We start from the raw sequence: 13,806 nt of genomic DNA on the forward strand, positions 1-13,806 counted from the left end.
GACCCCCATGCGCCACACCTCTGACGAAACGTCCCGCCCGCCGGGCCGCCGCCCCCTGGGCCGCGGCCCGGGCGAGACGCGGGGGCCAGTGCCCGACGAGGCAGGGGTGGCCCTGGCCGGGGCGGAGGCGGTGGCCGAGCCCCTGGCCGAGCCCGTCGTAGCGGAGGCCCTGGCCGAGCCGGTAGAGGAGGCCGTGGCTGAGGCTGGGGCCGAGCCCTTGGCGGAGTCCCTGGCCGGAGCCGTGCCCCCCGTGGCGGGGCCTGTCGGTGAGTCCGTGGCCGGGACCGTGCCCGTCGCTCCCGGCGGGGGCGAGGCCGCCGCCGAGCCCGTTGACGGGCGGTTCACCGTGCGGCTCGCGAACTTCGAGGGGCCCTTCGACCTGCTCCTCCAGCTCATCACCAAGCACAAGCTCGACGTCACCGAGGTCGCCCTCTCCCAGGTCACCGACGAGTTCATGGCGCACCTCCGCGCCCTGGGCCCCGACGGCGACCTCGACCAGACCACCGAGTTCCTCGTCGTCGCCGCCACCCTGCTCGACCTCAAGGCCGCCCGGCTGCTCCCCGTCGCCGAGGTGGAGGACGAGGCCGACCTCGCCCTCCTGGAGGCCCGCGACCTGCTCTTCGCCCGGCTCCTCCAGTACCGCGCGTACAAGCGGATCGCAGAGATCTTCCAGGACCGCTGGGAGGCCGAGGGCCGCCGCCACCCCCGTACCGTCGGGCTCGAACCGCACCACGCCGAGCTGCTCCCCGAGGTGGTCATCTCCATCGGGGCCGAGGGTTTCGCCAAGCTGGCCGTCAAGGCCATGCAGCCCAAGGCCGAGCCCCAGGTGTACGTCGAGCACATCCACGCCCCGCTCGTCAGCGTGCAGGAGCAGGCCGCCGTGGTCGTCGCGCTGCTGCGCGAGCGCGGGACGGCGGCCTTCCGGGAGCTGATCGAGGACGCCGGCGACACCCTCACCGTCGTCGCCCGGTTTCTCGCCCTCCTGGAGCTCTACCGGGAGAAGGCCGTCGGCCTCGACCAGGAGACGGCCCTCGGGGAGCTCACCGTCACCTGGGCCGGCGGCGACGGGGAGGCCCGCGTCACCGACGAGTTCGACCGGGAACCCGACCCGGCCACCACATCCGCCCCAGAAACGGAGGCCCAGGAGTGAGCGACCTCAAGCCTTCCCTCGAAGCCGTCCTGATGGTCGTCGACGAGCCCGCCACCGAGCAGCACCTCGCGAAGGTGCTGGACCGGACCCCGCGCGAGGTGGCCGACGCCCTGCACGAGCTGGCCGACGAGTACACCGCCCAGGGCCGCGGCTTCGAGCTGCGGCGGGTGGCCGGAGGCTGGCGCTACTACACCCGGGCGGCCCACGCCGCGGCCGTCGAGGCCTTCGTGCTCGACGGGCAGCAGGCCCGGCTCACCCAGGCGGCCCTGGAGACCCTCGCGGTCGTCGCGTACCGCCAGCCGGTCAGCCGTTCCCGGGTCTCCGCGGTCCGCGGGGTCAACTGCGACGGGGTCATGCGGACCCTTCTCCAGCGGGGTCTGGTGGAGGAGGCGGGCGCGGAACCCGAAACAGGTGCGATCCTGTACAGGACGACGAACTACTTCCTGGAGCGGATGGGCCTGCGCGGCCTGGACGAACTCCCCGAGCTCGCGCCTTTCCTCCCTGAGGCGGAGGCGGTCGAGCCGGACTCGCTGGAAGGCGTCCCGTCGTTCGATCCGGACGCAGACGTAGACGACAAGACGGAAATTTGATGCGAAGCAGCAGCGGCAGGAACAGCAGCGGAAACAACGGCGGGAGCCGTGGTGGCAACAGCGGCGGCCGCGGCGGCAGCGGCGGTGGCCGCGGCGGCAGCGGCGGTGGCCGCGGCGGCAGCAGCAGTGGCGGCGCGGGCCGTGGCGGCAGCGGCGGCGGCGCCGGTCGTGGTGGCAGCGGCGGGGGTGGCGGCTACCGCGGCTCCGGTGGCTCCGGTAGCGGTGGCGGTGGCTACCGCGGCGCCGGCGGCGGCGGTGGCCGCGACGACCGGCAGGGCGGCGGCAGCAGCAGGCCGCGCAACCCGCGTCCCGAAGAGCGTCAGTACGACGTGCCCGGCCTCGGCGGCTCCGCCGGCGGCCCCAAGAGCGGCCGCGGCGCCTCCGCGCGTGGTGGAGCCAAGGGCGGTCCCCGGCAGTCCCCGCAGCGCGGTGGCGGCCGTACGACCCCGTCCCGCTCGCGCGAGTACGACGCCCGCACGGAGGAGCGCAACCGGGAGCGGTACGCCGGCAAGCCCGAGATCAAGACCCCCAAGACCTTCCCCGGCGCCGAGCAGGAGGGCGAGCGTCTGCAGAAGGTCCTCGCCCGTGCCGGCATGGGCTCCCGGCGTGCCTGCGAGGAGCTCATCGAGCAGGCCCGCGTCGAGGTCAACGGCCAGATCGTGCTCGAGCAGGGCATGCGCGTCGACCCGGAGAAGGACGAGATCAAGGTGGACGGCCTGACCGTCGCCACCCAGTCCCACCTGTTCTTCGCGCTGAACAAGCCCTCCGGCGTCGTCTCCACCATGGAGGACCCGGAAGGCCGCCAGTGCCTGGGCGACTACGTCAACAACCGTGAGACCCGGCTCTTCCACGTCGGCCGGCTCGACACGGAGACCGAGGGCATCATCCTGCTCACCAACCACGGTGAGCTGGCCCACCGCCTCACGCACCCCAAGTACGGCGTGAAGAAGACCTACCTCGCCGCGATCACCGGCCCGCTGCCCCGCGAGGTCGGCCGCATGCTCAAGGACGGCATCGAGCTGGAGGACGGGTACGCCCGCGCCGACCACTTCCGTGTCGTCGAGCAGACCGGCAAGAACTACCTGGTCGAGGTCACGCTGCACGAGGGCCGCAAGCACATCGTGCGCCGGATGCTGGCCGAGGCCGGCTTCCCGGTCGACAAGCTGGTCCGTACGGCCTTCGGTCCGATCGCCCTGGGCGACCAGAAGTCGGGCTGGCTGCGCCGTCTGACCAACACCGAGGTCGGCATGCTGATGAAGGAAGTCGGGATGTAGTTCCCGCCCCCTCCGCGAGAGGCCCGTGACCGCACGCCGGTCACGGGCCTCTTTCGCGCTTGTGGCCGAGACCCGTCAGCATTTATAGTCAAGGTGACTCTTAAGGAGGCGGGTGTGAGCCTCGCGTTCGTCCTCATCGCCCTCGCCGCGAGCGGCAGCCGGACCTGGACCCACGGGGGTGGACCAGGCTCCGGCTCCCTCCCGGTGCGCCGCACAGGCCGCACCGGGAGGGCCGGGCCGCTCGCGGCGGGAGAGATGGGGACGGTATGAGTTCCGCAGGTGCGAGGCCCGGCAGCGGGCCGAAGCGCTACGGCCACGGCCTCGTGCTCGGACGGTTCTGTCCGCCGCACGCCGGTCACCACCACCTCGTCCGCGCCGCGGGCGAGCGGTGCGAGCGCCTCACCGTGCTCGTCAGCGCCTCCTCCGGCGAGAGCCTGTCCCTGGCCGACCGTGTCGCCTGGATGCGCGAGATCCACCCCGAGGCCCTCGTCGTCGGAGCCGTCGACGAGGACCTCGGGGCGGCCGTGCCCGAGCACGTCGACGCGGTCTTCACCTCGGAGCCGTACGGGGAGGAGCTCGGCCGTCGCTTCGGTGCGGAGTCCGTGACGGTCGACCCCGGCCCCGACCGCACCCGCTTCCCCGTCTCCGACGCCGCCGTCCGCGCCGACGTCGCCGGCTCCTGGGACTTCCTGGAGCCGCCGGTCCGCGCCGGACTCACCCGGCGCGTCGTCGTCCTCGGCGCCGAGTCCACCGGCGCCACCACCATGGCCCTCGCCCTCACCGACCACTACCGGCGGCGCGGCGGCGTCTGGGCCCGCACCCGGTGCGTACCGGCGTACGGGCGCGAGTACCGCGAACTCGAGCTCGCCGGACTCCGGGCCGAGCACCCCGGCGCCACCCGGTCCGACGTCACCTTCCGCTCCTCCGACTTCCCCGTCATCGCGCAGCGCCAGGCCGAGCTGGAGGAGGAGGCGGCCCGGGACGGCTCGCCCGTCCTCTTCTGCGACACCGACGCCTTCGCCGCCACCATCTGGCACGAGCGGCACCTGGGCACCGCGAGCGCCGAGACCGGGGAGATCGCCGCCCGCAGCCGGCAGCACCTCTGGCTGCTCACCGACCACCGGGGCGTCGGCCGCGAGGACGACGAGCTGCGGCCCTGGATGACCGCGCGCCTCCTCACCCAGCTCGCCCGCACCGGCCGCCGGACGGCCGTCCTCAGCGGCCCGCACGAGGAGCGCCTCGCGTCGGCCGTCGCCGCCGTCGACGCCCTGCTCGCCGAGGGCCCACACCTCACCGATCGCCTCGCGGAGCGCCGATGAACACCCCCAAGGCGCCCGAGGGCTACGACAGGTACGCCTTCGAACCCTTCGCCGTCACCGTCGACCTCGCCGTCCTCACCGTCCGCGAGGAACGCCTGCACGTCCTCCTCGTCCAGCGAGGCCAGGAGCCGTACGCGGGGGAGTGGGCGCTGCCCGGCGGCTTCGTCCTGCCCCGCGAGTCAGCCGAGACGGCCGCCCGCCGCGAGCTCGCGGAGGAGACCGGGCTGCCCGGGGCCACCGTCGAGGCACTCCACCTCGAACAGCTCCGGACCTACAGCGAACCCGACCGGGACCCCCGGATGCGGGTGGTCTCCGTCGCCTTCACCGCGCTCGTCCCCGGCCTGCCCGAGCCACGCGGCGGCGGCGACGCGGCCGAGGCGCGGTGGCTGCCCTACGGCTCGCACGGGCCGCTGGCCTTCGACCACGACCGGATCCTCGCCGACGCCCGCGAGCGCGTCGGCGCCAAGCTCGAGTACTCGTGCCTCGCCACCGCCTTCTGCCCGCCGGAGTTCACCCTCGGTGAGCTGCGGCAGGTGTACGAGACGGTCTGGGGCGTCGAACTCGACCGCCCCAACTTCCGGCGCAAGGTCCTCACCACACCCGGCTTCGTCCGGGCCGTGGAGGGCCCGCCGCGCCGCACCGGCGGACGGGGGAAACCGGCCGCGCTCTACCGGGCGGGAGAGGCCACGGCCCTCCACCCGCCGCTGCTCCGACCGGAAGGACGATCCACATGACGCGGCAGACCGCCAAGAAGGCCGCCACCGGGGCGCTGATCGGGCTGGCGCTCGGCGACGCGCTGGGCTTCCCGACCGAGTTCCACGACGTGCCGTCGATCCTCGCGAAGCACGGGCCCTGGCGGAGGGCCCCACTGCCCGTGACCCGCGGCACGGCGTACGTCACCGACGACACCCAGATGACGCTCGCCCTCGCCCGGGCCGTCAGGGCGTGCGAGGAGCGGGGCGTGGCGGGCCCCGAGCGGCTCGCCGACACCATCCGCAGGGAGTACGTCGCCTGGTACCACTCGCCCGACAACAACCGAGCCCCCGGCAACACCTGCCTCCGCGCCTGCGCCCTCCTCGACGGCGACGGCCTCTGGCAGGACGCCAGCCAGATCCACTCCAAGGGCTGCGGCGCCAACATGCGGGTCGCCCCGCTCGGACTCCGGCACGTGTACGACGAGCAGACCGCCGGAGCCGCCCAGCTCCAGGCCGCCCTCACCCACGGCCACCCCACCGCCCTCGCCGCCTCCGACCTCACCGCCCGCGCCGTGTGGCTGCTCGCCCGGGGCGTGGACCCGACCGGGATCGTCGGACAGCTGCGCTCGTACGCGTACGAGAACCGGGACCGCTACCACGAGCGCTGGCTCGGCGACCTGTGGACCCGCTCCCAGGACCCCAGCGCCGGGCACTTCGTCCGGCGCGGCTGGGACGAGTGCCTGGCCGTCCTGGAACGCCTCGACGCCGTCCAGCGCACGGCCGACCCGGAGCTCGACCCCTGCGAGTACACCGGCGACGGCTGGATCGCCGAGGAGGCCTTCGCGACCGGCCTGCTCTGCTTCCTTCTCTTCCCCGACGAGCCGCTCACCGCCCTGCGCAGGGCGGCCTGCACGCGCGGAGACTCCGACTCGATCGCCGCCCTCGCGGGCGCCTTCGCCGGCGCGCACCTGGGCGCCGACGCCTGGCCGGAGGAGTGGACGCGGCACATCGAGTACCGGAGCGAACTGCTGGCCTTCGGGGCGCTCTGGGACGTCTGAGCGGGGCCCCGGCGCCCCTCGAGCGGGACGCCGGGAGGGCGTCAGAGCGAGGCGCGGCGGGCGCGGATCAGGAAGTCCTGCACGCGGGCGTGGTCCGGGACGGCCGGGAGCGGGCTGGTGTCGTGGGCGAGGTCCGCCTCGTCCTGGAGGCGGTCCATCCAGGACTCGACCTCCTGCCAGGACACCTCGCCGCGCTTGACCGCGAGGTAGCGGTCGCGCTCCTCGCCGACGTCGACGCGGAGCTCGCCCGTGCGCAGCAGGTCGCGGCAGCTCGCCAGCAGTCGCAGCAGGTGCATCGCGTGCTTCCAGCGCGGCTGCCCGTGCTGACGGACGTCCGCGTCCAGCTTGCGGCGCTGGCCGCCGGCGTACCGGACGAAGGTCTGGTGGGCCTGCCGGGAGAGGAACGCCCCGCGCAGGGAGAGCAGTTCGCGCCCGAGGTCGTTCACGTGCTCGACGACGGGGGAGTGCAGGCACTCCAGGACGTTCGGGTTGTTGCGCAGGGCCAGCTCGCAGAAGCGCTCCAGCTCCCAGCTGAACTGGTCCTCGCCCGGGCCCTCCACATGGGCCGGGGGCTTGTCGAACCGCCAGAAGAGCGGCGTCGGGGCGAGATAGACGCCCCGCACGTCGGTGTCGCTGCCCTCGGTGGCCAGACCGAAGGCGCGCGAGCCCATCACGCAGGAGTAGATCGTGTGGTCGCGCACCAGCTCGTCCGGAGTCATGGCGGTGAGATTACGCGAGGGTGATCGATTCCCCCGAGACAATAATCTGCTCGGCCGGGAGCGCGCGGGTGGCCGGGCCCTGCACGACCGAGCCGTCGGCGATGCGGTACTTGGAGCCGTGGCAGGGACAGTCGATGGTGCCGTCCGCGACCTTGTTCACCAGGCAGCCCTGGTGGGTGCAGACCGCGGAGAAGGCCTTGAACTCCCCGGCGGTGGGCTGCGTGACGACCACCTTCTCCGCGGTGAAGACCGTGCCGCCGCCGACCGGGATCCCGGAGGTTCTGGCCAGCGGGGGAGCGCCGGTCGTCGTGGCCGTCGTGGCGGTCGCCGCGGGTGCCGCGGAGGTGGCGGTCGTCGCGGGGGCGCTCGGCGCGGCCGAAGTGTCGGGAGTGGCAGGGGCCGTGGTCTCCGTACCGCCGTCACCCCCGCCGTCCGAGCCGCAGCCCGTCGTCAGGGCCGCGGCGGCGATCAGGACGGTGCGGCGGTTCGTGGCGCGTGAAGTCATGGCGCCCAGCTTGGTGGCGCCCCGGGCCCCGGGCCCCGCAACACGCCTACGGGCGGGGCGTCAGCTCCCTCGCACGGCCGTCCGCATCCCTGCGGACCTCCAGGACCTCCGTCACCGCGGCTCGCTCGATGGGTCCGTAGACGTGCGGGTAGAGCCGGCCCCCGGCGCCCTCCCAGCGGACCTCGCCGCCCAGCCGGGACTCGTCGATCACCAGGACGAGGAGCGGGCCGGGCACCGACCGGTAGGGGCCGTCGGCGATCGCCAGAGCCGCGGGCGCGTCGGCCGAGCAGTGGACGAAGCCCTCGGCGGCGAGCGACGCCGGGGCGTAGGGGGCGGTGGGATCGGCGGGGTCGGCGGACCAGTCGGCCAGCGGTAGGACGTGCAGAAGCATGCCGACTGTTGTACCGCGTGCCGACCGCTCCACCGCGAGCCGCGTGTACACCGAGTGGCGGAACGACGCGGTATGGGTGAGATTGGGCGTGTTCCGTACCGGACGAAAGGCAGAACGATGGCGGGAAACGACCTCGGCAGTCTCCTCGGCAGCCTCCTCGGAGGCAGCGGCCAGGGCGGTGGCAGCGGCGCCGGCGGTGTTCTCGGCTCCCTGCTCGGCGCCCTCGCGGGAGGCAAGAGCGGCGCGGGCGCCGACGGCGCGAACCCGCTCGGCGGGCTGATCGACATGCTGACGAAGTCCGGCCTCGTCGACCAGGCCCAGTCCTGGGTCGGCACCGGCCGGAACCAGCCCGTCAGCGGCGCCCAGATCACCGAGGCCCTCCCCGACGAGACCCTCCAGAAGGTCGCGGCGGACGCCGGCCTCACCCCGCAGGAGGCCGCCGACGAGCTCGCCCAGACCCTGCCCCAGGCCGTCGACAAGCTGACCCCGAACGGCTCGGTGCCCCAGGGCTCCCTGGAGGACATCATCCGGCAGCAGCAGCTCTAGGCGGGTACGCCGGCGCCCGCCCTCCGTCTCGGAAGGCGGGCGCCGCGACGCGTCCTCCCCACCGCTGACTAGGCTGAACGGAGCACTTGACGCAGGCGAAGGAGCACGACGTGGCGGTACGAGCGGTCCGAGGAGCCGTCCAGCTGGAGCGGGACGAGGCCGGACACATGCGCGAGCAGGTCGAGGAGCTGCTCACCGCCGTCCTCGCGCGCAACGAACTCACGGCCGACGACCTCATCAGCATCTGGTTCACGGCCACCCCCGACCTGCACAGCGACTTCCCCGCCGCCGCTGCCCGGGACCTCGGGATCGTCGACGTGCCCCTGATCTGCGCCCAGGAGCTCGACATAGAGGGCGCGATGCCGAGGGTCGTCCGGCTCCTCGCCCACGTCGAGACCGAACTGCCCAAGTCCCGGATCGCGCACGTCTACCTCGGCGCCGCGGCCGCCCTGCGCAAGGACATCGCCCAGTGAGAACAGCGCTCGTCATCGGCACCGGACTGATCGGCACCTCCGCAGCGATCGCCCTGGCGGCCCGGGGCGTCACGGTCCACCTCCGCGACCACGACCCGGCGCGCGCCCGGACCGCCGCCGCGCTCGGCGCGGGCACCGACGAGGCGCCCGAAGGGCGCGTGGACCTCGCGATCGTCGCCGTACCCCCCGCGCACGTCGCCGTCACCCTCGCCGAGGCGATGTCGGCCGGCCTCGCGCGCGGCTACCTGGACGTGGCGAGCGTCAAGGGCGGACCGAAGCGGGAGCTGGAGGCGCGGGGCCTCGACCTCACCGCGTACATCGGTTCGCACCCGATGTCCGGCAAGGAGCGTTCGGGCCCGCTCGCGGCGACCGCGGACCTCTTCGAGGGGCGGCCGTGGGTCCTCACCCCCACCCGGGACACCGACACCGAGGTCCTCAACCTCGCCCTGGAGCTCGTCGCCCTCTGCCGGGCCGTGCCCGTCGTCATGGACGCCGACGCCCACGACCGGGCCGTCGCCCTCGTCTCCCACACCCCCCAGCTGGTGTCGTCGATGGTCGCCGCGCGCCTGGAGGAGGCCGACGAGTCGGCCGTACGGCTCTGCGGTCAGGGCATCCGGGACGTCACGCGGATCGCCGCCTCCGATCCGCGCATGTGGGTCGAGATCCTCTCCGCGAACCCGGGTCCCGTCGCCGACGTCCTCTCGGGCGTCGCCGCCGACCTGGACGAGACGGTCCGCGCGCTGCGGTCGCTGCAGTCCGCGGACGAGGACAAGCGCCGGGACGGCGCGTCCGGCGTCGAGGACGTCCTGCGCCGGGGGAACGCCGGGCGGGCCCGCGTCCCCGGCAAGCACGGCGCCGCGCCCACGGCCTACGAGACCGTCGCGGTCCTCATCAGCGACCAGCCGGGCGAGCTGGCCCGGATCTTCGCGGACGCGGGGCGGGCGGGGGTCAACATCGAGGACGTCCGCATCGAGCACGCGACCGGGCAGCAGGCGGGCCTGGTCCAACTGATGGTCGACCCGACGGCGGCCCCGGCTCTGAGCGCATCCCTCCAGGAACGAGGCTGGGCCCTCCGCACCACGTGACACTGCGGGCCGCCCGGCAGCGTTACTGCCCACCACCCCGTTGTGCCCACCCGTCCCGCCCTGCGGGGCCATTGCCCACACGGGGGTGGGCGCGGCCTCGTGGTGGTGCGGCCCGCACGGGGGTGGGCGCGGCCTCGTGGCGGTGCGGCCCGCACGGGGCGGGCTGGGTGGGCATGGCCCCTGCAGGGGGCGGCCCCGCACGGGGTGGGGTGAAGGTCCGGCGGAGGGGTATCGCACCGCAGGTGCGCGCCAGGCTCGCGCCGCCCGGCAGGGGTGCGCCTCGCTCGGGGAGGTGCCCGTCCGGCAGAGGGCCGACCCGGGCGAGGCGGCCGATGGGTGCTTGCGGCCGTGGGTGGGGCCGAACGGGTGCTGGGGACTCGGTAACCTTGTGGAGGTGCCCGCATCTCGGCGAGGCCCTATCGCTCACCCAGGAAGGTGTTCCCACCGTGGAATCCGTGATCGTCGCCATCGACGGGCCGTCCGGCACGGGCAAGTCGAGCACCTCGAAGGCGGTCGCCGCCAAGCTGGGGCTGAGCTACCTCGACACCGGCGCCCAGTACCGGGCGATCACCTGGTGGATGATCAGCAACGGCGTCGACGTGACCGACGCCGAGGCCGTCGCCAACGCCGCCTCCAAGCCGGTCATCGTCTCCGGCACCGACCCGGGCCGCCCCACGATCACCGTGGACGGTGCCGACGCCGCCGGTCCCATCCGTACGGAAGAGGTCACCTCCAAGGTCAGCGCCGTCAGCGCCGTCCCCGAGGTGCGGAGCCTGATCACGGAGCTCCAGCGGTCCATCGCCCGCAGCGCCGAGCACGGCATCGTCGTCGAGGGCCGGGACATCGGCACCACCGTCCTGCCGGACGCCGACCTGAAGATCTTCCTCACCGCCTCGCCCGAGGCCCGTGCCGCCCGCCGCTCCGGCGAGCTCAAGGGCGCCGACGTGCACGCGACGAAGGAAGCCCTGATCAAGCGGGACACGGCCGACTCCAGCCGTAAGACCTCCCCGCTCGCGAAGGCCGGCGACGCCGTCGAGGTCGACACCACCGACCTCACCCTGGACCAGGTCATCGAGTGCGTCGTCACCCTCGTGGACGAGAAGAGGACGGCCGCCAAGTGACCGTGCCCTCTCAGAGGGGCGCCGCCGTCGGCCGACGCATCGGCATCGGCCTGATGTACGGCTTCTGGAAGCCGCGTGTCCTCGGCGCCTGGCGGGTGCCGGCCTCCGGCCCCGTCATCTTCGCCGTCAACCACGCGCACAACATCGACGGCCCCATGCTCATGGGCACCGCTCCGCGCCCGGTGCACTTCCTCATCAAGAAGGAAGCCTTCGTCGGGCCGCTCGGGCCTTTCCTGGAGGGCATCGGGCAGCTCAAGGTCGACCGCGAAAGCACCGACCGGAACGCGATAGCCAACGCCCTGGGTGTCCTGGAGCAGGGCGGCGTCCTCGGGATCTTCCCCGAGGGCACCCGCGGCGAGGGCGACTTCGCCTCGCTCCGCGCCGGCCTGGCGTACTTCGCCGTCCGCAGCGGCGCGCCGATCGTCCCGGTCGCCGTCCTGGGAAGCACCGAGCGCCGCGGACGGTTGGTCAAGGCACTGCCTCCGCTGCGCGGCCGCGTCGACGTCGTCTTCGGCGACGCCTTCGAGGCGGGCGACGGCTCCGGCCGCCGCACTCGCAAGGCGCTCGACGAGGCCACCGTACGGATCCAGGGGCAGCTCACCGCTCACCTGGAAAACGCCAGGCGCCTCACCGGGCGCTGAGCGAGACTTTCAGTAGTGGGCCCCGCGGCTCGGGGACCCACCGACCACGAATGATCAAGGAACGGACTTCATGAACGACCAGCACGACCACGGGGCACTTGGCGACGCCGAGTACGCGGAGTTCATGGAGCTCGCCTCGGAAGAAGGCTTCGACGTCGAAGAGGTCGAGGGCGCGATCGAGGAGGCCGGGCACGGCCCGCTCCCCGTCCTCGCCGTCGTCGGCCGCCCGAACGTCGGCAAGTCGACCCTGGTGAACCGCATCATCGGCCGCCGCGAGGCCGTCGTCGAGGACAAGCCGGGCGTCACCCGTGACCGCGTCACCTACGAGGCCGAATGGGCCGGGCGCCGCTTCAAGGTCGTCGACACCGGCGGCTGGGAGCAGGACGTCCTCGGCATCGACGCCTCCGTCGCCGCCCAGGCCGAGTTCGCCATCGAGGCCGCCGACGCCTGCCTCTTCGTCGTCGACGCCACCGTCGGCGCCACCGACACCGACGAGGCCGTCGTCAAGCTGCTCCGCCGCGCCGGGAAGCCGGTCGTCCTCGCCGCCAACAAGGTCGACGGACAGTCCGGCGAGGCCGACGCCGCCATGCTCTGGTCCCTGGGCCTCGGCGAGCCGTTCCCCGTCTCCTCGCTGCACGGCCGCGGCACCGGCGACCTCCTCGACGAGGTCCTGAAGAAGCTGCCCGAGGCCCCCGAGCAGCGCTTCGGCAACGCCGTCGGCGGCCCGCGCCGCATCGCCCTCATCGGCCGCCCGAACGTCGGCAAGTCCTCGCTGCTCAACAAGGTGGCGAACGAGGACCGCGTCGTCGTCAACGAGCTGGCCGGCACCACCCGCGACCCGGTCGACGAGCTGATCGAGCTCGGCGGCGTGACGTGGAAGTTCGTCGACACCGCCGGCATCCGCAAGAAGGTCCACCTCCAGTCGGGCGCGGACTACTACGCCTCCCTGCGGACCGCGGCCGCCATCGAGAAGGCGGAGGTGGCCGTCATCCTCATCGACACCACCGACAAGATCTCGGTCCAGGACCAGCGCATCATCACGATGGCGGTCGAGTCGGGCCGCGCCATCGTCATCGCCTACAACAAGTGGGACGAGCTCGACGAGGAGCGCCGCTACTACCTCGAGCGCGAGATCGAGACCGAGATGCAGCAGGTCGTCTGGGCACCCCGGGTCAACGTCTCCGCCAAGACCGGCCGCCACATGGACAAGCTGGTCCCGGCGATCGAGACCGCCCTCGCCGGCTGGGAGACCCGCGTCCCCACCGGCCGGCTGAACGCCTTCCTCGGTGAGATCGTCGCGGCCCACCCGCACCCGATCCGCGGCGGCAAGCAGCCCCGCATCCTCTTCGGTACGCAGGCCGGCACCAAGCCGCCGCGGTTCGTGCTTTTCGCCTCGGGCTTCCTGGAGGCCGGCTACCGGCGCTTCATCGAGCGCCGTCTGCGCGAGGAGTTCGGCTTCGAGGGCACCCCGATCCACATCTCGGTGCGCGTGCGCGAGAAGCGCGGTCGTAAGAAGTAGTCCGCTGCCCTGTGGGGCGGTACGGCTGAGGGCCGGGGCGAAATGCCCCGGCCCTCAGCCGTTCACGGATGTCTCAGAGGCCCCGGCGCGGACCCGGCGGGAGCGCCGCAGGGGTGTGGTGCTGCTGCGCCGGCCACATCGGCGGATACGCGGAGGCGTACCGGTGACCGCTGCCGTATCCCTGTACGGCTCCGTATCCCTGGGCGTTTCCGTACAGACCCGTGCTCGCGGTCGTGCCGAAGGCCCGGAAGGCCACGTCCTCCTCGCCGCTCCGGTCGCCCGGCAGCGTACGGAACGACCGGCGGTACTCCGAGAACAGGGCGTCGTAGATCGGCGTGGCCGACTGGCCCGCCGCGACGTCCTGCGCCGGGCGCATGGAGGGGATCTGGCTCGGATACGGCTGGAGGAAAGGGTCGTATGGGTGCACGTACGTGCCAACGACCCCGCCGCCGGTCGGATGCGGGCGGCTCTCCGAAAGAGACGCCCGCCGGGGACGTGGCACGGTCGGAACCTCCGGCATCGCCGCGCCTCCTCCCGTGCTCCTGGCGCCCGCCGCCCCCAGCGGGGCGCCCGTGGGCGGACCGGCGGGCGCAGCCGGTCCGCCCGCGCCTGTCAGTCCGCCCGCGCCTGTCAGTCCGCCCGCGCCTGTCGGTCCGCTCAGCCGGCCCAGCCCTCCCGGCCCGCCCGGCGCCGGTGGCACCACCCGTCCGCCTGAGGCCC

16 protein-coding genes and 1 pseudogene are annotated in these 13,806 nt (G+C 73.5%); 13 read left to right on the top strand and 4 right to left on the bottom strand.

Features of this window, described 5'->3' with window-relative positions; translation table 11 throughout:
• Positions 1-7 precede the first annotated feature (7 nt).
• The 7 genes and pseudogenes from DEJ46_RS31010 (at position 8) to DEJ46_RS31035 (ending at position 6,086) form a co-directional block, all read left to right on the top strand.
• Positions 8-1,150, top strand: coding sequence for a segregation and condensation protein A (locus DEJ46_RS31010; RefSeq protein WP_150271670.1), 1,143 nt, complete (start codon positions 8-10; stop codon positions 1,148-1,150).
• Entirely contained in the window at positions 1,147-1,740 is a 594-nt protein-coding gene (gene scpB / locus DEJ46_RS31015) for an SMC-Scp complex subunit ScpB (RefSeq protein ID WP_079037675.1), read from the top strand. The genes DEJ46_RS31010 and scpB overlap by 4 nt, the downstream gene beginning before the upstream one ends.
• On the top strand, positions 1,740-3,014 hold the full coding sequence (locus tag DEJ46_RS31020) for a pseudouridine synthase (RefSeq protein ID WP_150271672.1): 1,275 nt from the start codon (positions 1,740-1,742) through the stop codon (positions 3,012-3,014). Before scpB ends, DEJ46_RS31020 begins: the two co-directional genes overlap by 1 nt.
• A 126-nt stretch (positions 3,015-3,140) precedes the next feature.
• Positions 3,141-3,278, top strand: a pseudogene (locus DEJ46_RS39350) (nicotinamide riboside transporter PnuC); the annotation flags it as partial.
• A gap of 2 nt (positions 3,279-3,280) precedes the next feature.
• Complete coding sequence (locus tag DEJ46_RS31025) at positions 3,281-4,333, top strand: AAA family ATPase (RefSeq protein WP_150271674.1); 1,053 nt, start codon at positions 3,281-3,283, stop codon at positions 4,331-4,333.
• Positions 4,330-5,067, top strand: coding sequence for an NUDIX hydrolase (locus DEJ46_RS31030; RefSeq protein ID WP_150271676.1), 738 nt, complete (start codon positions 4,330-4,332; stop codon positions 5,065-5,067). Before DEJ46_RS31025 ends, DEJ46_RS31030 begins: the two co-directional genes overlap by 4 nt.
• On the top strand, positions 5,064-6,086 hold the full coding sequence (locus DEJ46_RS31035; RefSeq protein ID WP_150271678.1) for an ADP-ribosylglycohydrolase family protein: 1,023 nt from the start codon (positions 5,064-5,066) through the stop codon (positions 6,084-6,086). Before DEJ46_RS31030 ends, DEJ46_RS31035 begins: the two co-directional genes overlap by 4 nt.
• Before the next feature lie 41 nt (positions 6,087-6,127).
• On the opposite strand, the gene DEJ46_RS31040 is transcribed toward DEJ46_RS31035, so the two are convergent.
• From DEJ46_RS31040 to DEJ46_RS31050, 3 genes are read right to left on the bottom strand one after another with little or no spacing between them, the layout of a single operon-like run.
• The gene (locus tag DEJ46_RS31040) at positions 6,128-6,805 is read right to left on the bottom strand and encodes a DNA polymerase beta superfamily protein (RefSeq protein ID WP_150271679.1); all 678 of its coding nucleotides are present in this window, start codon (positions 6,803-6,805) and stop codon (positions 6,128-6,130) included.
• A 10-nt stretch (positions 6,806-6,815) separates the two neighbouring features.
• A complete protein-coding gene (locus tag DEJ46_RS31045; protein ID WP_150271681.1) occupies positions 6,816-7,310 on the bottom strand; it encodes a Rieske (2Fe-2S) protein in 495 nt (164 codons plus the stop codon).
• Between the two features lie 46 nt (positions 7,311-7,356).
• Positions 7,357-7,701, bottom strand: coding sequence for a DUF952 domain-containing protein (locus DEJ46_RS31050; protein ID WP_150271683.1), 345 nt, complete (start codon positions 7,699-7,701; stop codon positions 7,357-7,359).
• Between the two features lie 117 nt (positions 7,702-7,818).
• Here DEJ46_RS31050 and DEJ46_RS31055 point away from each other — a divergent pair, with 117 nt between their 5' ends.
• The 6 genes from DEJ46_RS31055 to der all read left to right on the top strand — a co-directional run bounded on the left by DEJ46_RS31055 (position 7,819) and on the right by der (position 13,086).
• On the top strand, positions 7,819-8,247 hold the full coding sequence (locus DEJ46_RS31055) for a YidB family protein (protein WP_150271685.1): 429 nt from the start codon (positions 7,819-7,821) through the stop codon (positions 8,245-8,247).
• A 110-nt stretch (positions 8,248-8,357) separates the two neighbouring features.
• Positions 8,358-8,720 carry a chorismate mutase gene (gene aroH, locus DEJ46_RS31060; protein WP_150271687.1) on the top strand — a complete coding sequence of 121 codons (363 nt, stop codon included), beginning with the start codon at positions 8,358-8,360 and terminating at the stop codon, positions 8,718-8,720.
• Positions 8,717-9,805, top strand: coding sequence for a prephenate dehydrogenase (locus DEJ46_RS31065; RefSeq protein WP_150271688.1), 1,089 nt, complete (start codon positions 8,717-8,719; stop codon positions 9,803-9,805). Before aroH ends, DEJ46_RS31065 begins: the two co-directional genes overlap by 4 nt.
• Before the next feature lie 332 nt (positions 9,806-10,137).
• Positions 10,138-10,926, top strand: a complete 789-nt coding sequence (cmk, locus tag DEJ46_RS31070) for a (d)CMP kinase (RefSeq protein ID WP_223835207.1) — start codon at positions 10,138-10,140, stop codon at positions 10,924-10,926.
• A 53-nt stretch (positions 10,927-10,979) separates the two neighbouring features.
• Positions 10,980-11,567 carry a lysophospholipid acyltransferase family protein gene (locus tag DEJ46_RS31075; RefSeq protein WP_150274916.1) on the top strand — a complete coding sequence of 196 codons (588 nt, stop codon included), beginning with the start codon at positions 10,980-10,982 and terminating at the stop codon, positions 11,565-11,567.
• Positions 11,568-11,637: 70 nt separating this feature from the next.
• A complete protein-coding gene (der, locus tag DEJ46_RS31080; RefSeq protein ID WP_150271691.1) occupies positions 11,638-13,086 on the top strand; it encodes a ribosome biogenesis GTPase Der in 1,449 nt (482 codons plus the stop codon).
• Between the two features lie 73 nt (positions 13,087-13,159).
• Here der and DEJ46_RS31085 read toward each other — a convergent pair whose 3' ends face one another.
• Complete coding sequence (locus DEJ46_RS31085; RefSeq protein WP_317852200.1) at positions 13,160-13,462, bottom strand: hypothetical protein; 303 nt, start codon at positions 13,460-13,462, stop codon at positions 13,160-13,162.
• Positions 13,463-13,806: the final 344 nt, after the last annotated feature.

The organism is Streptomyces venezuelae, from assembly GCF_008642375.1.
Lineage (GTDB): Bacteria > Actinomycetota > Actinomycetes > Streptomycetales > Streptomycetaceae > Streptomyces > Streptomyces venezuelae_G.